General features: G+C 53.5%; 19 protein-coding genes. 5 read left to right on the plus strand and 14 right to left on the minus strand.

Annotation, left to right across the window (positions count from 1 at the left end; genetic code table 11):
• Nucleotides 1-159 precede the first annotated feature (159 nt).
• From era to A7Q03_RS10255, 4 genes are all read right to left on the minus strand, one after another.
• A complete protein-coding gene (era, locus tag A7Q03_RS07815; RefSeq protein WP_067448784.1) occupies nucleotides 160-1,074 on the minus strand; it encodes a GTPase Era in 915 nt (304 codons plus the stop codon).
• A gap of 85 nt (nucleotides 1,075-1,159) precedes the next feature.
• On the minus strand, nucleotides 1,160-1,591 hold the full coding sequence (locus tag A7Q03_RS07820) for a hypothetical protein (protein ID WP_067448786.1): 432 nt from the start codon (nucleotides 1,589-1,591) through the stop codon (nucleotides 1,160-1,162).
• A 136-nt stretch (nucleotides 1,592-1,727) separates the two neighbouring features.
• Nucleotides 1,728-2,501 carry a ribonuclease III gene (gene rnc, locus A7Q03_RS07825; RefSeq protein ID WP_231863679.1) on the minus strand — a complete coding sequence of 258 codons (774 nt, stop codon included), beginning with the start codon at nucleotides 2,499-2,501 and terminating at the stop codon, nucleotides 1,728-1,730.
• Nucleotides 2,502-2,625: 124 nt separating this feature from the next.
• The gene (locus A7Q03_RS10255) at nucleotides 2,626-2,784 is read right to left on the minus strand and encodes a hypothetical protein (RefSeq protein ID WP_153705527.1); all 159 of its coding nucleotides are present in this window, start codon (nucleotides 2,782-2,784) and stop codon (nucleotides 2,626-2,628) included.
• Nucleotides 2,785-3,428: 644 nt separating this feature from the next.
• On the opposite strand from A7Q03_RS10255, the gene A7Q03_RS07830 reads away from it, so the two are divergent.
• On the plus strand, nucleotides 3,429-4,154 hold the full coding sequence (locus tag A7Q03_RS07830) for a helix-turn-helix domain-containing protein (protein WP_082880726.1): 726 nt from the start codon (nucleotides 3,429-3,431) through the stop codon (nucleotides 4,152-4,154).
• An 82-nt stretch (nucleotides 4,155-4,236) separates the two neighbouring features.
• On the plus strand, nucleotides 4,237-5,646 hold the full coding sequence (trkA, locus tag A7Q03_RS07835; protein ID WP_067448788.1) for a Trk system potassium transporter TrkA: 1,410 nt from the start codon (nucleotides 4,237-4,239) through the stop codon (nucleotides 5,644-5,646).
• Nucleotides 5,647-5,780: 134 nt separating this feature from the next.
• Here the strand turns inward: trkA and dnaK are convergent, their stop codons facing one another.
• A complete protein-coding gene (gene dnaK / locus A7Q03_RS07840; RefSeq protein ID WP_067448790.1) occupies nucleotides 5,781-7,712 on the minus strand; it encodes a molecular chaperone DnaK in 1,932 nt (643 codons plus the stop codon).
• 405 nt (nucleotides 7,713-8,117) lie between these two features.
• On the opposite strand from dnaK, the gene A7Q03_RS07845 reads away from it, so the two are divergent.
• Together A7Q03_RS07845 and A7Q03_RS07850 are read left to right on the plus strand one after the other, a co-directional pair.
• On the plus strand, nucleotides 8,118-8,873 hold the full coding sequence (locus tag A7Q03_RS07845) for a glutathione peroxidase (protein WP_067448792.1): 756 nt from the start codon (nucleotides 8,118-8,120) through the stop codon (nucleotides 8,871-8,873).
• Between the two features lie 178 nt (nucleotides 8,874-9,051).
• Nucleotides 9,052-10,449 (plus strand): dihydrolipoyl dehydrogenase, encoded by a 1,398-nt coding sequence (locus A7Q03_RS07850; protein ID WP_067448794.1) that lies wholly within the window; start codon nucleotides 9,052-9,054, stop codon nucleotides 10,447-10,449.
• 656 nt (nucleotides 10,450-11,105) lie between these two features.
• On the opposite strand, the gene A7Q03_RS07855 is transcribed toward A7Q03_RS07850, so the two are convergent.
• The 6 genes from A7Q03_RS07855 to waaC all read right to left on the minus strand — a co-directional run bounded on the left by A7Q03_RS07855 (nucleotide 11,106) and on the right by waaC (nucleotide 17,586).
• On the minus strand, nucleotides 11,106-12,305 hold the full coding sequence (locus tag A7Q03_RS07855) for an acetate kinase (protein ID WP_067448796.1): 1,200 nt from the start codon (nucleotides 12,303-12,305) through the stop codon (nucleotides 11,106-11,108).
• Between the two features lie 392 nt (nucleotides 12,306-12,697).
• Nucleotides 12,698-13,963 (minus strand): phosphoribosylamine--glycine ligase, encoded by a 1,266-nt coding sequence (gene purD / locus A7Q03_RS07860; protein ID WP_067448798.1) that lies wholly within the window; start codon nucleotides 13,961-13,963, stop codon nucleotides 12,698-12,700.
• Between the two features lie 66 nt (nucleotides 13,964-14,029).
• Complete coding sequence (locus tag A7Q03_RS07865) at nucleotides 14,030-14,668, minus strand: YigZ family protein (RefSeq protein WP_067448800.1); 639 nt, start codon at nucleotides 14,666-14,668, stop codon at nucleotides 14,030-14,032.
• A gap of 113 nt (nucleotides 14,669-14,781) precedes the next feature.
• Complete coding sequence (locus A7Q03_RS07870; protein ID WP_067439984.1) at nucleotides 14,782-15,717, minus strand: electron transfer flavoprotein subunit alpha/FixB family protein; 936 nt, start codon at nucleotides 15,715-15,717, stop codon at nucleotides 14,782-14,784.
• A gap of 10 nt (nucleotides 15,718-15,727) precedes the next feature.
• A complete protein-coding gene (locus A7Q03_RS07875; RefSeq protein ID WP_067448802.1) occupies nucleotides 15,728-16,477 on the minus strand; it encodes an electron transfer flavoprotein subunit beta/FixA family protein in 750 nt (249 codons plus the stop codon).
• Nucleotides 16,478-16,596: 119 nt separating this feature from the next.
• Complete coding sequence (waaC, locus tag A7Q03_RS07880) at nucleotides 16,597-17,586, minus strand: lipopolysaccharide heptosyltransferase I (protein ID WP_067448804.1); 990 nt, start codon at nucleotides 17,584-17,586, stop codon at nucleotides 16,597-16,599.
• A 298-nt stretch (nucleotides 17,587-17,884) separates the two neighbouring features.
• Between waaC and lpxC the strand changes: the two genes are divergently transcribed.
• Nucleotides 17,885-18,802: a UDP-3-O-acyl-N-acetylglucosamine deacetylase gene (gene lpxC, locus A7Q03_RS07885; protein ID WP_064104127.1), complete on the plus strand. Its 918-nt coding sequence runs from the start codon at nucleotides 17,885-17,887 to the stop codon at nucleotides 18,800-18,802.
• 202 nt (nucleotides 18,803-19,004) lie between these two features.
• On the opposite strand, the gene gnd is transcribed toward lpxC, so the two are convergent.
• The 3 genes from gnd to A7Q03_RS07900 all read right to left on the minus strand — a co-directional run bounded on the left by gnd (nucleotide 19,005) and on the right by A7Q03_RS07900 (nucleotide 23,612).
• Nucleotides 19,005-20,471 carry a decarboxylating NADP(+)-dependent phosphogluconate dehydrogenase gene (gene gnd / locus A7Q03_RS07890; protein ID WP_067448806.1) on the minus strand — a complete coding sequence of 489 codons (1,467 nt, stop codon included), beginning with the start codon at nucleotides 20,469-20,471 and terminating at the stop codon, nucleotides 19,005-19,007.
• Nucleotides 20,472-20,793: 322 nt separating this feature from the next.
• Entirely contained in the window at nucleotides 20,794-22,662 is a 1,869-nt protein-coding gene (locus tag A7Q03_RS07895) for a ribonuclease catalytic domain-containing protein (protein WP_067448808.1), read from the minus strand.
• A 152-nt stretch (nucleotides 22,663-22,814) separates the two neighbouring features.
• Nucleotides 22,815-23,612 carry a phosphatidate cytidylyltransferase gene (locus A7Q03_RS07900; RefSeq protein WP_067448810.1) on the minus strand — a complete coding sequence of 266 codons (798 nt, stop codon included), beginning with the start codon at nucleotides 23,610-23,612 and terminating at the stop codon, nucleotides 22,815-22,817.
• Nucleotides 23,613-23,660 lie beyond the last annotated feature (48 nt).

Genomic DNA, 23,660 nt, shown 5'->3' on the forward strand with positions numbered 1-23,660 from the left:
CCTCCGGTGGGGATGGTTGGATGGAGTACGGTGTGTTGCCGATACGGTCGGTTAGCGGGCAGAAGCGTTAAGGCTACCTGAAAGCGTGAGCTTCAACGCAGTTAAAATAAGCGAAGCCAATTTCTGCGCAGCTAAAACGTGAGCTGTAACGAAGCAGCCCTACAGCCCGAATTCTTGCAGGAAGCGGGCATCATCTGCCCAGCCGGATTTCACTTTCACCCAAACTTTGAGGAATACTTTGGTTTCAAACAGTTTTTCCATATCTAGCCGGGCTTCGGTGGAGATTTTTTTCAGTTTTTCGCCGCCTTTGCCGATGATGATGGCTTTTTGGCCGTCTTTATCCACCAACACGGCGATGTAGATGCGGTATAGCCCGTCTTCTTCTTCAAACTGTTCCACTACCACGTTGGCGGCATAGGGCAGCTCTTCGCCGAGGTGGCGGAACAGTTTTTCGCGCACGATTTCGGCGGCGAGGAAACGGGCGGAGCGGTCGGTGACCGCGTCTTCGGGGTAGAGCGGCACGCTCTCGGGCAGGTGGGGGCGCAGGATGGCAAGCAGCTCGCCTATGCGCAGCCCATGTTTGGCACTCACGGCCTCTACGCCGGCAAAATTAAATTCTTGCTGCAGCTGTTGGATAAAGTCGTCGAGCTCGGCCTTGCTTTTGGCGCGGTCGATTTTGTTCACCACCAAAATTACGGGCAGGTGTTTGGGCAGTAGGCGGATCACGGCGCGGTCGGCTTCGCTGAAACGCATGGCTTCCACCACGAAAGCCACCACGTCTACGCCGCCGATGGCTTCGGTAACGTTTTGGTTGAGCCGGTCGTTGAGCGCGTTGCGGTGGCGGGTTTGGAAGCCGGGGGTGTCCACGAAGATGAACTGGCTGCGCTCATCGGTATAAACGCCGGTGATTTTGTGGCGGGTGGTTTGGGCCTTCTTGCTGGTGATGCTGATTTTTTGGCCGATGAGGTGGTTCATCAGCGTGGATTTGCCCACGTTCGGCCGGCCAACGATAGCCACGAAGCCGCAGCGGAAGGCGGTTGGATGTTTGGTGTTGGAATAATTCATGTTGTTCATATGGATATATTTTCAGGTAGCCTGTGCGGAATGCTCAATAGGCTACCTGAAAACGTGGGCTTCAACAAAGCTAAAATATAGCGGCTTAGTTTTTAATGTGAACTTTGTCTTCTGGGTTGCCGAACACGATTTCGGGCAGATTCCACTGTGCCATGAGCTTGTTCAATGCTTTGATTTTCACCATGCGCACGGGTTTGCCGGCCAGAATGGGGGCGTTGATGGCGAAGCGGTTGATGCCGAGCAGGAAGTTAATGCACTCCTGAACCAACATATCGTTGCCTTCAAAGCGGATTTCGGTGGCGCTGGTGAGCATACCGGTGCCTTTGGCCCACACGCCTTTGTCGTTCAGTTTATAGCCGTTTTCCTGCGCCCACTCCTGCCATTCTGGCGAGCTTTCCGCTCCTTCAGGCACATGGATGCGCAGTTCAGGATGGTCTTTTACCGCGTTTTTGGAAGAAAACCATAAGAAGAAGATGCCGATAAATGCGCCGAATAAGACGCTGAATACAAAAACCATGATTGATTCCTTTATTAAGTTGAAAATGAGTAGCTATATATAATACGCCGTTTTCTATCAGTAAATCCTGCCAGTAAGGCTTGTTTGCATTAGCTCAAACATTATTGGCCTGAATGATGGCGGCATCAGCAGCGATTCAGGCACGGGATTTGCGGTGTTTTTTGTTTTTGCCGGGCAGCGGATGCTGCTCTTGCAGCCAATCCAGCGCCTCTTTGGCCGCAGCTTGTTCGGCGGCGCGGCGGCTGGCGGCTTGGGCACGGGTGATGTGGGCGAGTTCGCCCAGGTCACAGGCGATGTCGAAACGGGCGTCGCAGCCCTCGCCGGATTGGTGTTCGATGCGGTATTTGGGCAGGGGCAGGCGGCGGGCTTGCAGGGCTTCTTGGAGCAGGGTTTTCGGGTCTTTGCCCTGGTTGCTCAAGTCGATGTTGGCAATGCGCTGGGCAAACAGGCGGCGCACGGTTTGCTCGGCGGCGGCAAAATCGGCATCGAAGCTGATGGCGGCCAGCAGGGCTTCCACGGCATCGGCCAGGATGGAGGGGCGGTCGAAGCCGCCGCTTTTGAGTTCGCCCACGCCCAAATACAGCGCATCGCCCACGCCCATGCTGCGGGCGATTTCGGCGAGTACGTCTTGGTTGACCAAATTGGCGCGCAGGCGGGAGAGTTCGCCTTCGCTGTAGCCGGGAAAGGCGTCGAACAGCATTTTGGCCACACTGTAATCGAGGATGGCGTCGCCGACAAACTCGAAGCGTTCGTTGTTTTGGGCGCTGTAGCTGCGGTGGGTGAGCGCCTGCTCGAAGAGGCGGGGATTCTGGAAGCTGTGGCCGAGGTGGCGTTGCAGCTCTTCGCCGGCTCGGGCGTGACGCGGATCGGGCTTCGGGAGCTTGCGTGGTTTGGCGGTGGGTTTGCTCATGATGGCGGGATTATATCGGGTTTGGAGGGAGAGTCGCAGGATAACTAAAGCACTTCTTTCTTCCTATTGCGTTGGCTCACCTTAGATTCAACAAAATTAAAACAATGTCTTGGCGCAACCAAGGTTAAGTTTCTGTGAAGAAAAAAATGGCTAACACGATTTGCGAATATTTGGCGGCGGTATCGCGGGAGTGCAGATGGTGATTGAACATCATGGCGATGTTGCAGATGAGGAAATGGTCTTTTGGGGTAACGCTCAGGCTGGTTTCATTTAGCTCAACCAAGCCTTCGGCGGCAAAGTACTGGGACAGAGGGCTGTCGACATTCGGCGGAGCAGCAAGTCATTTTCGTTGAGCAAGTAGCCTCGGAAGAAGGAGCATGCAACCTTCACGCAAGATTATAGAGGGTTCGTCTTTAGGTTTGGCAAAGTGGTGTGTCCACACCGATAAAAATGTAGTTTTCACTGGCCAGTGCTGCACAATTTGCTGGAACATGTCTAGCTTGGTGTTGCTATCGGGCACGATGTTGGTGTCAATGCGGCATTGGAGGCAGATGGTGTCGCAGAAGGGAATGTGGATTAATAGAGCGAGAGGAGGCCAGGGGAGACTTTGCACGGCTCGGATGTAGTATTGGCAGTGAAGCTGTTGTAGAAGTGGTCAGCGGTGGAGATAGGGATGTAGTATGAATCATTGGCGGGTAGGGGGGCGATAAGCTAGCGGCCGAAGATAATTTCTTGAGTGTGGTCGGTAAGTATGGTTGTATTTATGTTGCTGTTACTATTTGATAAATATGCAGTATAGGTTTTGTTTGTGAAATCGGGTAAAATGCCAGTGTTCGGCAATTTGCCCCAAATATTGCAAGGTGGCAAGTATAAACGATAATTGCCGCCGCTTTATAGGCTCTTCTTGCTTAGAAAGTTAGCACACACATGAAAGCCATGCCCCACTCCACAACTTGCTCGCGGTGCGTTTTTAAAGAACTATGCCAGCCCAATGCCGCGATTGCGGTGGCGGTAGAGCGCGTTGATGCGGTTATCAAACGCAGCCGTCGCCTGAAAAAAGGTGATTTCCTGTTCCGTAATGGTGACGGGTTCGATTCGCTGTTTGTGGTACGCACCGGTTTCCTGAAAACGGTTATAGCCAACCAAGACGGGCGGGATCAAGTTACTGGTTTTTTTATGTCGGGCGAACTGGTGGGCATGGACGGCATCTGTAACCAAATACACTACTGCGATACGGTGGCGCTGGAAGATACGGAAGTGTGCGAGTTGCCCTATGCTAATATGGAAGAGCTGTGCGCGGCGGTACCCGAATTGCAGCTACATTTCTACCGCCTGTTCAGCCAAGAAATCGTACGTGACCAAAATGTGATGCTGCTTTTGGGCAATATGCGTGCCGAAGAGCGGCTGGCGGCATTTTTGCTGAATTTGTCACAACGATTGAAAAAACGTGGCCTATCGGCCAACGATTTTATTTTACGTATGTCGCGCGAGGAAATCGGCAGCTATTTGGGGCTGAAGCTGGAAACAGTGAGCCGAACACTCTCCAAATTCAGCCAAGAAGGGCTGATTGAAGTGGAATACAAACACATCCGCTTGCTCAAACCTGAGCAGCTCAAGCAACTAGTTTCCGGCATTCAGCCCGCTATGGTTTAAAGCGGCCTCTCGCATTTACCTTTATTTCCTAACCCTTTGGCAGGCTACCTGAAACTTTGGCCGCCAAGTCTAATCTTCCAATATGAAAATCCTCATCTTAGGTAGCGGCCAAGTAGGCACTGCCGTAGCACAGAATCTGGTGGAAATCCCCAACCACGACGTTACCATCATCGACAACGATCCCGAAGCCCTGCACAACATCGGCAGTAAGCTCGATGTGCAAACCCTGCTGGGCAACGGCTCCTCACCAGCCATGATGGCCGAAGGCGGCGCCTACGACACTGATCTGCTGCTTGCCCTCACCCGCCACGATGAAACCAATCTAGCCGCCTGCAAACTGGCTTCCAGCCTGTTCAACATTCCTAACCGCATCGCCCGCGTGCGCCTTTCCGATTATTTGGAATTCACCGGCTGCGATGTCGAAGAAGATAACGCTGGCCGCAGCACGCTCGATTTATTCGGTGTGAGCGAATCCATCTGCCCCGAACAGCTGGTTACCGAGCGGCTGGCCGATTTGCTCTGCCACCCCAGCGCCCTGCAGGTGCTCACCTTTGCCGAAGACAAAGTGCGCATGCTCGTGGTACGCGCACAAAGCGGCGGGCGGCTTTTGGGGCAGCCCATCCACACCATCCACGAACACCTGCCCGAAGACACCGACTGCCAAATCTGCGCCATCTACCGCAACAACAAGCTGATTATGCCCACGCCGCAAACCGTAATTCAGCCGGGCGACGAAGTATTCGTGGCCGCCGCCACTTCTCAAGTGACCGAAGTATTGCGCGAATTACGCCCGCAGCAGCAGCCCACGCGGCGTGTGATGATCGCCGGCGGCGGCCAAATCGGCTTCCGCCTCAGCCGCCAGCTGGAAGACTGCTTCGATGTGAAAATCATCGAAATCAACGAAAAACGTGCCGAATGGCTTTCTGAAAACCTCAACAGCACTCTCGTGCTGCACGGTTCTGCCGCAGACGAAAGCCTGCTTGAAGGCGAATACATCGACGAAATCGATGTGTTCTGCGCACTCACCAACGATGACGAAAACAACATCATGGCCGGTATGCTGGCCAAAAGCCTCGGTGCCAAACGCGTTATCGCCATCGTAAACCGCTCCAGCTACGTGGATTTGCTGCAAGGTAACACCATCGACATCGCCGTGTCGCCCCACTTGGTGACCATCGGTTCAATTTTGGCGCATATCCGGCGCGGCGACGTGGAAGCTGTACACCCCCTGCGCGGCGGCAATTCCGAAGCCATCGAAATCGTGGCACACGGCGACAAAGATACCTCCAAGCTGGTCGGCCGCCGCGTGAGCGCCGTGCGCTGGCCCAACGGTTGCCACGTTGCCGCCGTGGTGCGCGGTGAAGAAGTATTTATGGGACATCAAGACGTGCAACTGGCCGACGGCGACCACATCATCCTGTTTGTGGCTCGCCGCCGCGTGGTGAGCGAATTGGAGAAACTGATTCAAGTGCGCATGGGTTTCTTTGGCTAGCGACAACGGCCTGGATTTACAAAAAGGCTACCTGAAAAATTTAGCTTCGCAGAAGCTTTGCTGTGCTGCGTTTTAACTGCATTGAAGCTTCGCTTTCAGGTAGCCTTTTCATCATTCGCTAAAGCGGACAATACTTATTTGTCATCTTTCACTTCTTCAAACTCGGCATCTACCACATCATCGCCTTTTTTCGGCTGCTCGCTGTCGGCAGACTGGCCGGCTTGGGTTTCCTGAGCCTGCTTCTGGGCATCGGCGTACAGCATTTCGCCCAGTTTCTGGCTGGCTTTGCCCAGCTCTTCGGCTTTGGCATCGATAGCGGCTTTGTCGTCGCCTTTCACGGCTTCTTCGGCTTCTTTCAGCGCGGCTTCGATTTTTTCTTTCTCGGCTGCGTCGAGTTTGTCGCCGTAGTCGGCCAGTGATTTTTTCACGGAGTGAATCAAGGCTTCGGCCTGGTTGCGGCTCTGCACCAGTTCGTGCAGTTTTTTATCCTCTTCGGCATTGGCTTCGGCGTCTTTCACCATGCGTTCGATTTCTTCCTCGCTCAAGCCGGAAGAACCTTGGATGGTGATGTTGGCAGCTTTGCCGGTGCCTTTGTCTTTGGCAGACACGTGCAGGATGCCGTTGGCGTCGATATCGAAGGCAACTTCAATCTGCGGCATGCCACGCGGAGCGGGGGCAATATCGCCGAGGTTGAATTGGCCGAGTGATTTGTTGGCAGAAGCGCGTTCGCGTTCGCCCTGCAACACATGGATGGTTACGGCGCTCTGGTTGTCTTCGGCGGTGGAGAACACTTGCGAAGCCTTGGTGGGGATAGTGGTGTTTTTGTTGATGAGTTTGGTCATCACACCGCCCATGGTTTCGATGCCCAAAGACAGCGGGGTAACGTCGAGCAGCAATACGTCGCTGCGGCCGCCGCCCAACACTTCGCCCTGAATGGCGGCACCCAAAGCCACGGCTTCATCGGGGTTCACGTCTTTGCGCGGCTCTTTGCCAAAGAATTCTTTCACGGTTTCCTGAACTTTAGGCATACGGCTCTGGCCGCCCACCAAAATTACGTCGTCGATGTCGTTCACGCTCAGGCCGGCATCTTTGATAGCGGTGCGGCAGGGCACGATAGAACGCTCGATCAGGTCTTCCACCAGGCTTTCAAACTTGGCGCGGGTAATCTTCATGGCCAAGTGTTTGGGACCGGTGGCGTCCATGGTGATGTAGGGTAGGTTCACTTCGGTCTGCTGGCCGCTGGAAAGCTCGATTTTGGCTTTTTCGGCGGCTTCTTTCAGGCGCTGTAAGGCCATCACATCGGTTTTCAGGTCGATGCCTTGGTCTTTCTTGAACTCGGAAATGATGTAGTCGATCAGGCGTTGATCGAAGTCTTCACCACCAAGGAAGGTGTCTCCATTGGTGGAGAGTACCTCAAACTGTTTTTCGCCGTCCAAATCGGCAATTTCGATGATGGAAATATCGAAGGTGCCGCCGCCCAAGTCGTATACGGCGATTTTGCGGTCGCCTTTGGCGCCTTTGTCCATACCGAAAGCCAGTGCAGCTGCGGTGGGCTCGTTGATGATGCGTTTCACATCCAAACCGGCGATGCGGCCTGCGTCTTTAGTGGCTTGGCGTTGGCTGTCGTTGAAATAAGCCGGCACGGTAATCACCGCTTCGGTTACTTTTTCGCCCAAATAGGCTTCGGCGGCTTCTTTCATTTTACGCAGCACTTCGGCGGAAATTTGCGGCGGAGAAAGCTCTTTGCCTTGTGCTTCCACCCAAGCGTCGCCGTTTTTGGCTTTCACGATTTTGAAAGGCATCAGGTCGATGTCTTTCTGCACTTCTTTATCTTCAAATTTGTGGCCGATCAGGCGTTTTACCGCGTAGATGGTATTTTTTGCGTTGGTAACGGCCTGGCGTTTGGCCGGCGCGCCCACGAGGATTTCGCCGCCGTCCAGATAGGCGATAACGGAGGGAGTGGTGCGTGCGCCTTCGGCGTTTTCGATTACTTTAGTCTGGCCGTTTTCAGAAATGGCCAGGCAGGAATTGGTGGTACCCAAATCGATACCGATAACTTTTGCCATAATGGATTGCTCCTTAGAGATTAGTAGAATTCAGACAGCGCCTTGCTGGCGCTTTAACTTGCCCAGTAAATGGGTTTGGCCGTTTTTTTTTCAAGGGAAAAGGCTATTTTCATTTTAATATATTGATTTTTATTAGATAAAATAGTTTCAGGTAGCCTTGGGCAACAAATTTCTGCCTAGCCTATTGAATTTCTGCCGCCAGCCCTAATAAAAACAAATGTTGTTTCCCGTATATACGCACCGACAAGGTGCACGCGAGCTATTTATAGATCAAAGCAATTCATATTATTTGAACTATAAATTATACAAATCGCCTGGCGGCGGCTAGAATGCCGCCCTGTCGATACACCGTATCTCGCAAATTCATCCGCATTATTTCTGACACCCTGATATAAGGAGCTCTATATGTCTATCAACATCAAATCCCGCGACCAATTGGTTGGTCAGCAAGTTCCGAACGTAACCTTCCACACCCGCGTGGCTGATTCTTGGAAAGATGTCACCACCGACGAATTGTTCAAAGGCAAAAAAGTAGTGGTATTCGCCCTGCCCGGCGCGTTCACCCCCACCTGCTCTTCCAGCCACCTGCCGCGCTACAACGAGCTGGCTCCTGCATTTAAAGAAAACGGTATCGACGACATCCTGTGCGTATCCGTAAACGACACCTTCGTAATGAACGCTTGGGCTGCCGACGAAGAAGCCCACAACATCACCATGATCCCGGACGGCAACGGCGAATTCACCCGCGGCATGGGCATGGAAGTGAGCGATGAAGACATCGGTTTCGGCAAACGCTCTTGGCGCTACTCCATGCTGGTGGACGACGGCAAAATCGTGGAAGCCTTCATCGAGCCGATCAAAGAAGGCGACCCCTTTGAAGTTTCCGATGCCGACACCATGCTGAAATTCGTGGCTCCGAACTGGAAACCGCAAGAATCCATCGCCATCTTCACCAAACCCGGCTGTCCCTTCTGCGCCAAAGCCAAAGCCGCTTTGAAAGAAAAAGGCCTGGCTTACGAAGAAATCGTGTTGGGCAAAGACGCCAGCATCGTTTCCGTACGTGCCATTACCGGCAAAGTAACCGCCCCGCAAGTGTTCATCGGCGGCAAATACATCGGCGGCAGCGAAGACTTGGACGCATACTTGGCCAAACGCGCCTAATTTTCCAGCTATCCAGTTGCCAATACAGTAGATAGCTTTGCGAGCCGCCCGAACAGGGCGGCTCTTTTCCCAAGACCTTTCAGGTAGCCTGTTACCCCGCAGCAGCCGATATTTTCAGGTAGCCTTTTGTCAGCCATACAGGCTACCTGAAAGGTCTTCCCACATAAGGAAAGCAGACATGAAACACCTTACTGCAGACGTCGTCGTTATCGGCGGCGGCACCGCCGGCATGGGCGCCTTCCGCAATGCCCGCCTCTACACCGGAAACGTTTATCTCATCGAAAGCCACGTTTTCGGCACCACCTGCGCCCGCGTCGGCTGCATGCCCTCCAAGCTCTTGATTGCCGCCGCAGAAGCCCGCCACCACGCCCTGCACACCGATCCCTTCGGCGTGCATCTGGATAAATCCAGCATCAGCGTAAACGGCGAAGAAGTGATGAGCCGCGTCAAATCCGAGCGCGACCGCTTCGTCGGCTTCGTGCTGGAAGACGTAGAAGCCTGGTCTGCCGAGCGCCGCATCATAGGGCAGGCTAAATTCATCGACGACCACACCGTGCAAATCGACGACCACACCCAAATTCGCGCCGAACGCATCGTAATCGCCACTGGCTCCCGCCCCATCGTACTGCCGCAATGGCAGGCACTGGGCGACCGTCTCGTCATCAATGATGACGTATTCTCATGGGATACCCTGCCCGAGAGCGTGGCCGTATTCGGTACCGGCGTGATCGGCCTCGAGCTTGGCCAAGCCTTGAGCCGCCTCGGCGTACGCGTGGAAATGTTCGGCTTGGGCGGCCTCATCGGCGGTATTTCCGACCCTGTGGTGCTGGAAGATGCCAGAGCCATCTTCGGCCAGGAAATTCCGCTCCACCTCAACGCCCAAACCGAAACCCGGCTCAACGATAAAGGCCAAGTAGAAGTGGCATGGACGCAAGACGGCGAAAGCGGCGTATTCACCGCCGACTGCTTGCTCGCCGCCATCGGTCGCCGCCCCAATGTGGACAACATCGGGCTGGAAAACCTCAATATCAAGAAAGACGCACGCGGCGTGCCCGTGGCCAACCCGCGCACCATGCAAACCAGCATCCCGCACATTTTTATTGCCGGCGACGCTTCCAACCAACTGCCCCTGCTACACGAAGCTTCCGACCAAGGCAAAATCGCCGGTGAAAACGCCGGCCGCTATCCCGATGTGCGGGACGGCCTGCGCCGCAGCATGATCGGCGTGGTGTTCTCCAACCCGCAGATCATCAGCGTAGGCGCGCGCTTTGCCCAGCTGGAAAAAGAATACGGCAGCAAACTGGTGGCCGGCCAAGTATCCTTCCGCAACCAAGGCCGCAGCCGCGTGATGCTGGTAAACCAAGGCAGCCTGCGTGTGTATGCCGACCGCGAAACCGGCCGCTTCCTCGGCGCCGAAGGCATCGGCCCCGCGCTAGAACACATCGCCCACCTCCTCGCCTGGGCGCATCAGCAGCACATGACCGTGCCGCAAATGCTCGACATGCCCTTCTACCACCCTGTAATCGAAGAAGGCCTGCGCACCGCCCTGCGCGACGTAGCCGCCAAACTGGCCTAAAGGCTACAGAAAAACATTTTCAGGTAGCCTACCTAGTAACGTGAGGCTACCTGAAAAGGGAATTTGAATCATTTGGGTGTTGGATAATTCATATAGGTTAAGTTAGATTGAAATTCATAACCCAATCTTACGCTAAATAACTTAATCTTATACAACGCTATTCAATTCTCTTAAATCTTTCGCCTGTATCACGAAGAATCATTTCTCCAGTAGTTTGGTCAATAGCAAATTCAGTATTTCATTTACTATCAGTGTGTCATTCAGCAATTTGCCCTCTAGTGTATGAGCATCTAAAGGATTACTCCCCTATGATTTAACAACTAAAGGCATCTTCATTTTGTTTAATTTCATATTGATAGTTATTTAATTGGGATCTGCTACTTTCCCACAAACTCTGCCCCCGGCTTGTTACCACAACCGGCCAGCAGTAAGGTCAGTTCCAATACCAATACGGAAAACAGTTTTTCATCGCTTACTCCCCTCATCCAAAAACTATCGGTCAAATTGAGCTGCCCGCCTCGTTCACCACTCGCGCCGCTGTGCAGCATATGCGAGCAAGAGAAGACGGTAGCACACATATGGCAAGGTAAAGGCTACCTGAAACCGTTTGTCTTCAGTTTCAGGTAGCCTTTACCTTGCTTCAACAGTGATTTGGTTTATTCGATGCTGGCTAGATGGGCGGTATCTTGGGCAATCATCAACTCTTCATTGGTGGGGATAACCATGACTAGCGAGGTGCTGCCGGCTTGACTAATGATACCATCTTCGCCGAACCGGGCGGCAAGATTTGCTTTCTCATCTATGGTGAGTCCAAGGAAGCCCAGGTAGCCGATGGTTTTACTGCGGATGGTGCTGGAATTTTCGCCGATACCACCAGTGAAAACGAGTGCGTCCAGGCCGCCTGCAGCTACACTCATGGAGGCAACGTATTTAGCCAAACGGTAGGAAAATACTTCCAACGCGAGCTTGGCGCCTTCGTGGCCTTTGCTGGCAGCTTCTTCTATTTCGCGACAGTCGTTGGAAAGCTCAGAAATGCCAAGCAGGCCGCTTTGTTTATGCAGCAAGTCGGTGATCTGCTCAATATTCAGGCCGACGTTGTTGTGTAGAAATGGGAACACGTTGGCATCGATATCACCGCTGCGGGTGCCCATCACTAGGCCTTCAAGCGGGGTGAGTCCCATGCTGGTATCGCAGCATTTACCGCTATTGGAAGCAGCAATAGAAGCACCGTTACCAAGGTGGGCAATCACGAGGCGCAGGCCTTCTTCGCTACGGCCTAGCAAGCGGGCAGCTTCGATGGCCACGAAGCGATAGCTGGTACCGTGGGCTCCGTAGCGGCGCAAGCCGTATTGGCGATAAAGCTCGCGCGGCACGGCATAAGTGTAGGCGTACTCGGGCATAGATTGGTGGAAGGCAGTATCAAACACAACAGCATGCGGCACGTGACTGAAAATACTCATGGCAGCACGGATACCGAGCAGGTTGGCAGGATTGTGTAGCGGAGCAAGCATGATGCACTCTTCAATGCCTTTAATTACTTCATCGTTAATCAGGCAAGATTCTTTGAAGCGTTCACCACCGTGTACCACGCGGTGACCGACTGCGCCAATGCGTTTGTCAAGCTTACGTGCTTCCAATTCACTCATCAAGGCCTCAACAGCGCCGGTGTGATCGGGCTTCCCAGCGAGGCTTACGGTACGTTTTTCACCGTTTGCTTTAAAAATAATGCGCGCGTCGGACAGGTGGAGTTTTTCGGCCAGGCAGCTCAGCAGAACTTCGCCGTTGGTGCTGTCTAATACGGCACCTTTAACAGAGGAGCTGCCACAGTTTAATACCAGAATCAGTTTATCAGACATGATGTCCCTTTATATGTAAATTACACAAAAACGGCGGCTGCCCCGCCGGCTGCTTGTTTTTTCTTGCGAATACAATGAAATTGCTAAGAAAACCAGCGGCTATTATAACAAAACTACTCTATCTTCTCCATGCCTGCAGCCAATCTTGTACGGGCAGGGTATAAACTATGCCTTCAGGTAGCCTTCAGATATTGGCAGGCTACCTGAAACTCGCCGCGCACAGCTTAATTCACCTATCTAACAAAAACGTGATTCCAGTTGGAACCACGTTTTTGTTTAAATATTTAGTCGTTTCAAATAGGCATGAAACAAGGCGACGAGCCGTAGACAGTACAAATAGTACAGCAAGGCGAAACAACAACAGCTGTATCATGCCTTGGGGCGATTATATCTCAGCGCAAAGCCTTATCGGCAATATCATGGCGATACTGCATGCCGGGAAAATTAATCTCGGACACGGCTTGGTAGGCCTGCTGCTTGGCGGCCGCCAAATTATCGCCCAAGCCTACCACACACAAGACACGACCGCCGTTGGTAACGGTGTAGCCAGCCTCTGTGGCTGTACCGGCATGGAAAACTTTGCTAATGCGGTTAGCCGCTTCGATGCCTTCAATGATGCCACCTTTGCTGGAGCGTTCGGGATAGCCTGCGGAAGCCAGCACCACGCCCACGGCGCTTTGCGCTTTCCATTCGGCTTTAACCGTATCCAGTTTCCGATCCAACGCAGCTTGGATCAAATCCACCAAATCACTGTCCAAACGGCTCATAATCGGCTGGGTTTCCGGGTCGCCGAAACGGCAGTTGAATTCCACGGTATAAGGCGCACCATCGGCGTCAATCATCAGGCCGGCATAGAGAAATCCCGTGAATTCACGTCCTTCCTCGCACATACCGCGCACGGTGGGCAGGATGATTCCTTCCATGGCACGCTGATACACCTCGGGCGTAACGATGGGCGCGGGGCTGTATGCACCCATGCCACCGGTATTCAGGCCAAGGTCGCCGTTGAGCAGGCGTTTATGGTCTTGGCTGGTGGCCATCGGCAGCACGTTTTCGCCATCTACCATCACGATAAAGCTGGCTTCTTCACCCTGTAAAAAATCTTCAATCACCACGCGTGCACCGGCATCGCCCATTTTATTGTCGAGCAGCATTTGGTCGATGGCTTGATGTGCCTGTTCTTCGGTTTGCGCCACCACCACGCCTTTGCCGGCGGCCAAGCCGTCTGCCTTAATCACAATCGGCGCGCCTTTGGCAGCCACATAATCATGGGCGGCAGCCGCATCGGCAAAGGTTTGATATTGCGCGGTGGGGATGCCGTGCCGCGCCATAAAGGCCTTGGCGAAATCTTTGGAGCTTTCCAGCTGGGCGGCGGCGCGGGTGGGACCGAACGCTGGCAGACCGGCGGCGCGGAAATCATCCACTATGCCGGCTGCTAGCGGCGCTTCGGGGCCGACTACAGTGAAGGCAATCTGCTCACGGCGGCAGAAATCAATCAGTTCCTGATGCGTTTTCAAAGGCAAGTTTTGCAGCTTGGGTTCTTGCGCGGTACCGGCATTGCCGGGTGCGACAAACACAGTTTGCACTTTGGGCGACTGCGCCAGCTTCCACGCCAGCGCGTGTTCACGCCCGCCGCTGCCGATAACGAGTAATTTCATGAAGTTGTCCTTTTCAAATAAGATTTCGTTGGCTATAAAGGCTACCTGAAAATTAGAAACAGATTTTCAGGTAGCCTCTCCGTTTTCTTGTGCGTCTTCCAAAATTTCCACTGCCCGCATTTTCTGCCAGGCATCCAGGCAGGCGGCATAATTAGCTAGCGGCACGGCGCAATGCAGGCGGCAATCCAGTTGCAAATCCTGCTGCAACACTTCCACGCCGTGCTGTTTGGCCAGCCGCAAAACCTCGCTCAAATGCGGGTAATCGCAGCGCAGGGTTACCCGTTTTTCAATATTTTTTTCCACCTGCGCGGTTTGCTGCAAGGCTATTTGGGTGGCGGTTTTGTAGGCATGAATCAGGCCGGGCACGCCCAGCAGCGTGCCGCCGAAATAACGCACCACCACTACCAAAACATCGGTCAGCCCGGCCGAATCAATCTGGCCCAAAATCGGCCGGCCGGCGCTGCCGGAAGGCTCGCCATCGTCGTTGGCGCGAAACCGCAGGCCGTCTGTGCCTAAACGATAGGCATAGCACCAATGCCGCGCCTTGTGGTGTTCCTGCCGTAATGCGTCCACATGGTTTTTCACTTCTGCCGCCGTGCGCACGGGATAGGCAAAGGCGATAAAGCGGCTGCCTTTGTCTTTAAACTCGGCCTGGCCGGGTTCGGCCAAGGTGCGGTAGGTGCAGTGAATATCAGAAGTTGACATAGCAATGGTGGTATCAGGAAATAAGCTGATTATATAAGAAACAGGCTACCTGAAAGCAGATTGTTTTCAGGTAGCCTGCTGTGTTTCACGTGAAACACGAACGCATGAAACGCTTAATTACTCAATGCCGCAGTCAGCTCCGGCACGGCTTCAAACAGGTCGGCCACCAAGCCGTAGTCGGCAATATTGAAAATAGCCGCTTCCGGATCTTTGTTGATGGCCACAATCACCTTGCTGTCCTGCATACCGGCGGTGTGCTGGATGGCACCAGAAATACCGATAGCAATATACAGCTCTGGTGCCACCACTTTGCCGGTTTGGCCTACTTGGTAATCATTGGGCGCATAATCCGCGTCTACCGCTGCTCGTGAAGCGCCGATGGCAGCACCAAGTTTATCAGCCAGAGGCAGCAACAACTCATTAAACTGTTCCACACTACCCAAGGCGCGCCCACCGGAAACCACCACTCTGGCCTGCGTAAGCTCCGGGCGGTCGGATTTCACCAATTCGCGACTAATGAAACGGCTCAAACCCTGAGCCGGAGCGGCCTCTACCTGCACCACTTCGGCCTGACCGCCGCTAGCGGCAGCTTCGGCAAAGGCAGTGGTTCGGAAGGTAAGCACCAAAGTTTCCGCATCACTGGAAACGGTGGCGAAGGCGTTACCAGCATAAATCGGGCGCACAAAAGTTTTGCCGTCTACGATTTCGGTTAAATCGGAAACCTGTGGGCAATCCAAGAGGGCGGCCATGCGCGGCAGCAAGTTTTTGCCAAAGGTGCTGGCAGCAGCGGTAATGTAGCGGTAGCCCGCTGCCAATTTCACTACTAAAGGTGCAAGCTCTTCAGCCAAGCCACCTGCATAATGTTCGGCATCAGCCAGTAATACTTTGGCCACTCCGGCCACTTGTTTAGCCTGCTCGGCCACCGCTGCCGCGCCGCTACCGGCCACCAATACATGCACTTCACCCAGCTTGCTGCCGGCAGTAACGGCATGCCGCGTGGCGGCGGCCAAATGTTGGTTGTCGTGTTCGGCAATAATCAATACAGTCATGGCATTATCCTCAAATTACTTTGGCTTCGTTTTTCAATTTGGCCACCAGTTCGGCCACGCTTTGCACCTTCACACCGCCGCTGCGCGGTTTGGGCTCGGCCACTTTCTGCTGCTGCAATTTAGGCGCAATGTCCACGCCCAATTCTTCCACCGCAAGCTTTTCCAGCGGTTTTTTCTTGGCCTGCATGATATTGGGCAGTTTCACATAGCGCGGTTCGTTCAAACGCAAATCGGCGCTAACCACTGCCGGCAGCTTCAGGGCCACGGTTTCCAAACCGCCATCCACTTCGCGCACCACGGTTACTTCGTTTTCGCCCAGTTCCACCTTGCTGGCAAACGTGCCCTGTGGCGCATTAAGCAAGGCAGCCAGCATTTGCGCGGTTTGGTTGGCATCATCATCAATCGCCTGTTTACCCAGCAAAATCAGCTGCGGCTGCTCGCGCTCGGCGATTTTGCGCAACAGCTTGGCTACAGCCAAAGGCTCCAAATAATCATCGGTTTGCACATGAATCGCGCAATCACCGCCCATAGCCAGCGCGGTACGCAGCGTTTCTTCGCACTGCTTCACACCCAGCGATACGACTACGATTTCGCTAATCTTCCCGGCCTCTTTCAGGCGCACCGCCTCTTCCATGGCAATTTCGTCAAACGGGTTCATCGACATTTTCACATTGCCGATGTCCACATCCGAACCGTCGGCCTTCACCCGCACTTTCACGTTATAATCCACCACCCGCTTTACGGCAACCAGTGCTTTCATGAAATTTCCTTTTCCTTCTCTCTATTTAGTGATTCACTTATCCGGCAAAACGGGCTGATTGTGCCGATTTGGCGGGAATAATGCAAGTATGGCTAAAACCCAGCCATAAACTTCTGAGGCTACCTGAAAATCTTCCGGCTGTCTTGATAAACCTGCTCAAGCAGAAGCAAACGTTCCAACACTTCCTCCGGCCGTGGCAGGCAACCTATGCCACCCATATTCTCTGCCCAAGCTGAGGGCTGCACGCCGGTTTTTGCCGGATCGCTGTCGGTATAAATGCCGATCAGCGGCTTATCCAGCGCATTGGCCAAATGCAGCAGGCCGGTATCCACGCCGATAACGCTGCGCGCGCCGCGCAACACATAGGCCGCCTGCAGCAGGTCAAGCTTTTCTTCCGGCACCTGCGCCGCCTCTATCTGATCCGCCAACGTCAATGCGCGCTGCCGTTCCGCATCGCTGCCCCACGGCAGCCACACCACTGCACCATCTACTGCATGCAGCCGATTCAACAATTCCACCCAATATTCGTCCGGCCACAATTTGCTCTCACGGCTGGTGGCGTGCAAAGCCACACGGTAGTTTTCAGGTAGCCCCTGCACCGCCGCATCTTCCGGCACACGCACGCCGAAATCCGCCGTGCCGTCAAACCGATAACCGAACACTTGGGCAAACAGCTCGCGGTTGCGCCACACTGCATCACGCCCTTTGGCTACCTGAAAACCTTGCGCATAAAACGCCGCCGACCAGCCCTCGCGCGCGCTGTGTTTGTCCAAACCTTTCACCGGCACACCCGCTTGGCGGGCAAACCATGCGCTTTTTATCAAGCCTTGGCTGTCGAGCACGAAATCATAGCCGCCATCAACCAACTCCTGCTTCAGTGCACGCATCTGCTGCCACGTATCCGCTGCAAACAGCCGTTTGCGCCACTGCCGCCAACGCATCGGAATCACCTTGGCCACAAACGGATGCAATCGCGCAATATCAGCAAATCCGACTTCAGCCAGCCAATGCAGCTCCACCTGCGGGCAACGCCGGGCCAAATCCTGCACTGCCGGCAGGGTGTGGATAAGATCGCCCATGCTGGAGAGGCGCACCAGTAAAATCTTCATCGGAGGGAAAGCCTATGGTTGAAACGGGTGGAATTATAGTGGATTAAAATAAAAATGATACCAGGCGGCGAGCCACAGACAGTACAGGGAATACGTCAAGGCGAGCCAACGCCGTAGCATTGTGATTTTAAGCCACTATACAAGATGAAGCTTGGCAAGTAGGCTGCATTCCGTTTTCAGGTAGCCTTTTCCCTTGGAGCTACCTGAAAATAAACCATAGCCAAATTTAATCAGAAAGACAGGCAAACATATTTCCCGTATGATGGCAGCTGCTTTATGCAGATTTTTCGGAGTTTTTATGAAACAACGCACCCTAGCCCAATCCGTTCAAGCCACTGGCGTTGGCCTGCATTCCGGTGAGCGGGTTTTGCTCACCCTGCATCCGGCTGCCGAAAACAGCGGCATCGTATTCCGCCGCACCGATTTGGCCGGCGAACAGAGTCGCCCGATTAAGCTCGTGCCCGAACTGATCAACGACACCCGCCTCTCCTCCACCATTGTTACTGAAGACGGCGTACGGGTGGGCACGATTGAGCATTTAATGTCGGCACTGGCCGCCTACGGCATCGATAATGTGTTGATTGAATTGAATGCGCCGGAAATCCCGATTATGGACGGCTCCAGCCTGCCTTTTTTGTATCTGCTGCAAGATGCGGGCATTGTGGATCAAAAAGCCGAAAAACGCTTCCTACGTATTTTGAAGCCGGTAGAAGTACAAGAGCCGGGCAAATGGGTGCGCTTCACCCCGTATGACGGCTTTAAAGTCAGCCTCACCATCAATTTTGACCACCCCGTTTTCAACCGCAGCAACCCCACCTTTGAAATCGATTTTGCCGGTGCGTCGTATGTGGAAGAAATTGCCCGCGCCCGCACCTTCGGCTTCATGCAGGAAGTGGAAATGATGCGCGCACACGGCCTGGGTTTGGGCGGTAATCTAAGTAATGCCGTGGTAATCGATGACAACGACGTGCTCAATCCCGAAGGCCTGCGCTACCCCGACGAATTCGTGCGCCACAAAATCCTCGATGCCGTGGGCGATTTATATGTCATCGGCGCGCCAATAATCGGCGCATTCGAAGGCCACAAATCCGGCCACGCCATCAATAACGCCCTCTTACGCGCCATTCTCGCCGACCCGGAAAGCTACGAATGGGCCACTTTCCCGCACAACCAAAACCTGCCCGCCGCTTTCCATGCCCTGCCGGCTGCGGCGTAAACCGGCAAGCAGATATAGTGAATTAACAAAAATCAGGACAAGGCGACGAGCCGCAGACAGTACAAATAGTACGGCAAGGCGAGCCAACGCTGTACTGGTTTTTGTTAATTCACTATAAAAGGCTACCTGAAAACCAGCAAACAGTTTTCAGGTAGCCTTTAATTTTGGAGTGCCGCTAAGCTACACCAGCTTTCAGGTAGCCTCAAACATTGTAGGCGGTGGAAGCCGTGTCGCCGCCGGTGCCTGTCCAGTTGGTGTGGAAAAACTCGCCTTCCGGCCGATCGATGCGCTCATAGGTGTGGGCGCCGAAGTAGTCACGCTGTGCCTGCAACAGGTTGGCGGGCAAGCGGCCGCAGGTGTAGCTGTCGAGGAAGGAGAGGGCGGATACGGTGCAGGGCATCGGCAAACCGTGCTGCATCGCGGCCGCAGTCACTTTGCGCCAGCCCGGCAAGGCTTGCTGCAACAGGTTTTTGAAATAGGCATCACTGCCAAGGAACACCAAATCCGGATTGGCGGCGTAGGCATCGCAGATGTTGCCTAAAAACGCGCTGCGGATGATGCAGCCTTCTCGCCACAACAAAGCGGTATTCCCGTAATCCAAATTCCAGCCGTAATGCTCGCTGGCCTGACGCATCAGCATAAAGCCTTGGGCATAAGAAATAACTTTGGAAGCCAGCAATGCTTGGCGTAAAGCAGCCAGCCATTCTTCCCGCTTGCCGGCCACCGGCTCGATTTTATGCCCGAAAGCCGTTTCGGCTTGTACCCGTTGGGTTTTTAGAGCGGAAATACAGCGGGCAAATACTGCTTCGGTAATCAGCGTGAGCGGCGTGCCCAAATCCAAAGCATTGATACCGGTCCATTTTCCGGTGCCTTTCTGGCCGGCGCGGTCAAGGATTTTTTCTACCAGCGGCGTGCCGTCTGCATCGTTTGTGCCCAAAATATCGGCAGTGATTTGAACCAGATAGCTGTTGAGCTCGGTCTTGTTCCATTCTGCAAAAACAGCCTGCATTTCGGCATGGCTCATACCCAGGCCGTCTTTCATAAACTGGTAGGTTTCACAAATAAGCTGCATATCGCCGTATTCGATGCCGTTGTGCACCATTTTCACAAAATGGCCGGCACCGTTTTTACCCACCCAGTGGCAACATACCTCGCCACCGGCCGTTTTGGCGGCTACTGCCTGCAGAATCGGCTTTACTGCCGACCAGGCTTCCGGATTGCCGCCAGGCATGATAGACGGCCCATGGCGCGCGCCTTCTTCACCGCCGGAAATGCCGGTGCCGATAAATAAAATACCTTGTGCGGCCAACTCGGCGGTACGCCGTTCGGTATCGGGATAATGGGCATTGCCGCCATCGATGATGATGTCACCCTTATCCAAGAGCGGAACCAGCTGCGCAATCAACTCGTCTACCGCCCGCCCGGCCTGCACCATCAGCATCACCTTACGCGGCCGCTTTAATTGGCCGATTAATTCTTCCAAGCTGTAGGCGCCGATAATTTTTGTGCCTTTGGCCGGGCCGTTAAGGAATTGCTCGGTTTTGGCTGCCGTGCGGTTGTAAGCGCTCACCTGGAAGCCGTGACCGTTCATGTTCAGAGTCAGATTTTGCCCCATAACGGCCAGGCCGATAACGGCAATATCGCTTTTATTGTGAAGAGAGTTTTGCATGATATTTTTGGATTATGAAGTTTGAGATTTAGTACGGGGTTAGGTTGAACTGAGTTGGTTTTCTTTAATCTAATTTTTCTAATTTTTGTTGTTTATATTGAAGCAGCATAAGAATAGTGGATTATCCAGAAAATTCATTAAAACCATTTAAATAGGCTAATTAAACCCTGTTGCTTGCTTGTAGTTCAACTGTGGATTGTTGTGGAATAGTGGCTGGGTTAATCGCCTGTTTGTGGATAAATCGATTATTTGCCTGCTTTATCCGCAGAGAATAGTGGAAATAAGCCCTTGTTGTGTTGAACCAGTACCTTATCATTGTTATTTAGGTAGCTGGTTCAGGCGGCAATACATTCAAATATTTCAAAGACAATAGCTGCTGCTCGGCATCCAACTGAGTAATGGTTAGTTTCATGCGGGTTTTAGGCTGAATATCAATCGGTATACCGTGCACACGGTTGACCAGTGGCAAACCATCAATACGCACCAGATCTTCTTTCAGCAATACGGCGGTCAGTTCGCGGCATTGTTCTTGTTCCAGATATATTAAGCTCCAGTAAGCCTCCATTTGGCGTTGGAAGTCGGCATAGGCAGTATAGGTTGCGTCGAAGTCGCGTAGGGCGGCAAACAGGTTGCTGTCGTTTTTTTGGAAACGCGGTGATAGTTTGGAATCGATCAAACTAAGCAGCTGAAGCTGGTTAATGCAGTCGGCAGCGCGGCGTAATGGGGAGGTAAACCAGCCGTAATGCGCCACACCCATGCCGATGTGTGGTTCGGATTGGGTGCTCATGCGTACTTTGCCGCTGATTTGTACGCGGAATAAACCGGGTAGGTCGTTTTCATCCAGCATTTGTGCCCAGGTGCTGTTGGCTAGAATCATCATTTCAGATACTAGCGTATCGATGGGTGAACCGCGCTCGCGGCGGCTGATGCGCACGCTGCCGTCGGGATTGAATTCGATGCCGTAATCGTATTGCGGAGCGCGGTTTTCTTCGTAGCGGTCACGCTGTTTTTGGCGTTCGACGGCGAAGCGGTACAGCCAGCGCAGCTGCGGTTGGCAGGGGAATTGTATGGGCTCGTTCTCGGAGAGGCCGGTGTCGGCATTGAAGTGTGGCTCGATGTCTTGAATGCGCAGGTTATGCTTGATGGTTAGATTTTCGAGGCGGGTTTGCGGTGTGGAGGCTACCTGAAAATCGGCATCTACTTCTACATACAGGCTCAATACCGGCCGTTTGCCTTCGTCTAGGCTGAAGGTTTTAATCCAGTTATCCGGCAACATGGTGATTTTGCCGTCTGGATAATAAGCGGTGCTTTGCCTTTGTTTAATAAGGGTTTCAATCGGGCTGTTTTCGGCAATGGCCAGCGTGGGTACGGCGATGTGAATACCGACACGTTTGCTGCCGTTGGGCAAATCCTGCACCGATAAGGCATCGTCGATTTCGCTGGTTTCGGCATCATCAATGGAGAATGCGGGCAAATCGGCGGTATCTGGCAATTCAAGGATAGCAGGCACGGCGATTTCCGGTGCTGCAGTGCCTTGCGGGAAGTGTTTGCAGCAGAAGCCATCAAGCAGGTATTGCGGCAATGAGTTGACACCGCCGGTTTGCCGAGCCAGCTGATAGGCGGAAATTTTCAGTTCGGCAGCGGCTTTGGTGAAAGCTTTGTAGGTGAGTGATTGTTTGTCTGGGTTGTGCAGGATGGTGCGTAAATTGGTGGCGATTTCGGCAGGTAGGCGGCCTTGTGCTAATTCTTCCGCCCAAGCGGCTATTTGTGCGTCTTGCTGTTTTTTGCGCTCGATGGCGGCCAGTGCCTGCTTCAGGGTGTCTTCCGGTGCCGCTTTAAATACGCCTTTGCCTTTTTTATAGAAATACATTGGTGCGGCATAGAGAGCAATCAGGGTAGCGGCCAGTTCGTGCTGGCTTGGGGTATGGCCGAAGTAGTCGGCGGCGATGTTTTGGGCGGTGAATTCGTCTTCGCCGCAAAATTCCCACAACAAGTCGGTATCAATTTGTGCGGCTTCGGCCTGGGCGCGTTCGAGGAAAGCGTCCATCGGCTCGGTGAATTCCACGAAAACGTTGTTGGCTTTGATTTTGGCGCGTTTGCCATGCTGGGTGGTGGCCTGATAGGTGCTATCGTTTTTCTGCACCACGGCGGCTACTTTGAATTGGCCGCTTTCTTCGTAGAATATATTCATTTAAAAGGGGAAACCGCTTTGTCGGGTTGAAATATTGAGGGGGCGGATTTTAGCATAGAAACAGGCAGTTTCTCAGGAAGGCTACCTGAAGGCGAAGTGTGAACGTAGTTAAGTTTCCGCAAAGCCAACACTTTTCAGGTAGCCTTTTCTATTCAGCCAAACAACATGCCGATGGCGGCATATACGCTCAACACGGCTATCAGCGAATCCACACGGTCAAACACGCCACCGTGGCCGGGAAGCAGGTTGCTGCTGTCTTTCACGCCGGCAGCACGTTTAAACCAGCTCTCCAGAAGGTCGCCGCCGATGCCTACGAAGGTAAGTACAGTGGCAGTGAGCATGATGCCGAGCCAGGATATATTGAAGCCAAACCAGCCGGCAGCGCGCGCCAATGAGGTGTACACCAGCATGCATAACAGCCCGCCAAACACGCCTTCCCAACTTTTGCCGGGGCTGATGGTGGGTGCTAGTTTGTGTTTGCCCCATAGCCGACCGAATACATAGGCAAACACATCGGCAATCCACACTAGCATCATCACGGCCAAGAGATGGAGCGCGGATTGGCTGTTGGGGCGCAGTTCCAACAGGGCAAACCAGAAAGGCAGCATCAGCAGCCAGCCGGCGGCCATGCCTTTCCAATCGGCCTGCAAACGCCATTTGAAACGCAGCCAAGCAGGCATGCCGAGCAACCAGAAGGCGAGTACGATTGCCCACGCCGCTGCAGGCAGCTGCCAACCGCCGCTCCATGCCAGCGTCATAAACAGCGCGGTGCCGGCCAAATAGGGCCGCTGCACTTGTTCCGGCATACTGCACAGCTGGCTGTATTCCCACAGAGCGAGCAGAGCAATCAAGCCGGAAAACAGTGCCCACAGCCCGCTGTTGGCGATAAATAGCATACCGAGCATCATTGGTAGTAAAACCAAGGCGGTGAGGATTCGTTGTTTGAGCATGGTTGGGTTCTTTCAGGTAGCCTTTGGCATATTTGTTTTGCTGCAGGA

The sequence above is a fragment of the Eikenella sp. NML99-0057 genome, from assembly GCF_001648535.1.
Classification (GTDB): domain Bacteria; phylum Pseudomonadota; class Gammaproteobacteria; order Burkholderiales; family Neisseriaceae; genus Eikenella; species Eikenella exigua.

Excerpts from the sequence above, each read along its gene's own strand:
- era (WP_067448784.1), bottom strand. The coding sequence starts at position 1,074 with ATGAACAACATGAATTATTCCAACACCAAACATCCAACCGCCTTCCGC.
- A7Q03_RS07820 (WP_067448786.1), bottom strand. The coding sequence starts at position 1,591 with ATGGTTTTTGTATTCAGCGTCTTATTCGGCGCATTTATCGGCATCTTC.
- rnc (WP_231863679.1), bottom strand. The coding sequence starts at position 2,501 with ATGAGCAAACCCACCGCCAAACCACGCAAGCTCCCGAAGCCCGATCCG.
- A7Q03_RS07830 (WP_082880726.1), top strand. The coding sequence starts at position 3,429 with ATGAAAGCCATGCCCCACTCCACAACTTGCTCGCGGTGCGTTTTTAAA.
- trkA (WP_067448788.1), top strand. The coding sequence starts at position 4,237 with ATGAAAATCCTCATCTTAGGTAGCGGCCAAGTAGGCACTGCCGTAGCA.
- dnaK (WP_067448790.1), bottom strand. The coding sequence starts at position 7,712 with ATGGCAAAAGTTATCGGTATCGATTTGGGTACCACCAATTCCTGCCTG.
- A7Q03_RS07845 (WP_067448792.1), top strand. The coding sequence starts at position 8,118 with ATGTCTATCAACATCAAATCCCGCGACCAATTGGTTGGTCAGCAAGTT.
- A7Q03_RS07850 (WP_067448794.1), top strand. The coding sequence starts at position 9,052 with ATGAAACACCTTACTGCAGACGTCGTCGTTATCGGCGGCGGCACCGCC.
- A7Q03_RS07855 (WP_067448796.1), bottom strand. The coding sequence starts at position 12,305 with ATGTCTGATAAACTGATTCTGGTATTAAACTGTGGCAGCTCCTCTGTT.
- purD (WP_067448798.1), bottom strand. The coding sequence starts at position 13,963 with ATGAAATTACTCGTTATCGGCAGCGGCGGGCGTGAACACGCGCTGGCG.
- A7Q03_RS07865 (WP_067448800.1), bottom strand. The coding sequence starts at position 14,668 with ATGTCAACTTCTGATATTCACTGCACCTACCGCACCTTGGCCGAACCC.
- A7Q03_RS07870 (WP_067439984.1), bottom strand. The coding sequence starts at position 15,717 with ATGACTGTATTGATTATTGCCGAACACGACAACCAACATTTGGCCGCC.
- A7Q03_RS07875 (WP_067448802.1), bottom strand. The coding sequence starts at position 16,477 with ATGAAAGCACTGGTTGCCGTAAAGCGGGTGGTGGATTATAACGTGAAA.
- waaC (WP_067448804.1), bottom strand. The coding sequence starts at position 17,586 with ATGAAGATTTTACTGGTGCGCCTCTCCAGCATGGGCGATCTTATCCAC.
- lpxC (WP_064104127.1), top strand. The coding sequence starts at position 17,885 with ATGAAACAACGCACCCTAGCCCAATCCGTTCAAGCCACTGGCGTTGGC.
- gnd (WP_067448806.1), bottom strand. The coding sequence starts at position 20,471 with ATGCAAAACTCTCTTCACAATAAAAGCGATATTGCCGTTATCGGCCTG.
- A7Q03_RS07895 (WP_067448808.1), bottom strand. The coding sequence starts at position 22,662 with ATGAATATATTCTACGAAGAAAGCGGCCAATTCAAAGTAGCCGCCGTG.
- A7Q03_RS07900 (WP_067448810.1), bottom strand. The coding sequence starts at position 23,612 with ATGCTCAAACAACGAATCCTCACCGCCTTGGTTTTACTACCAATGATG.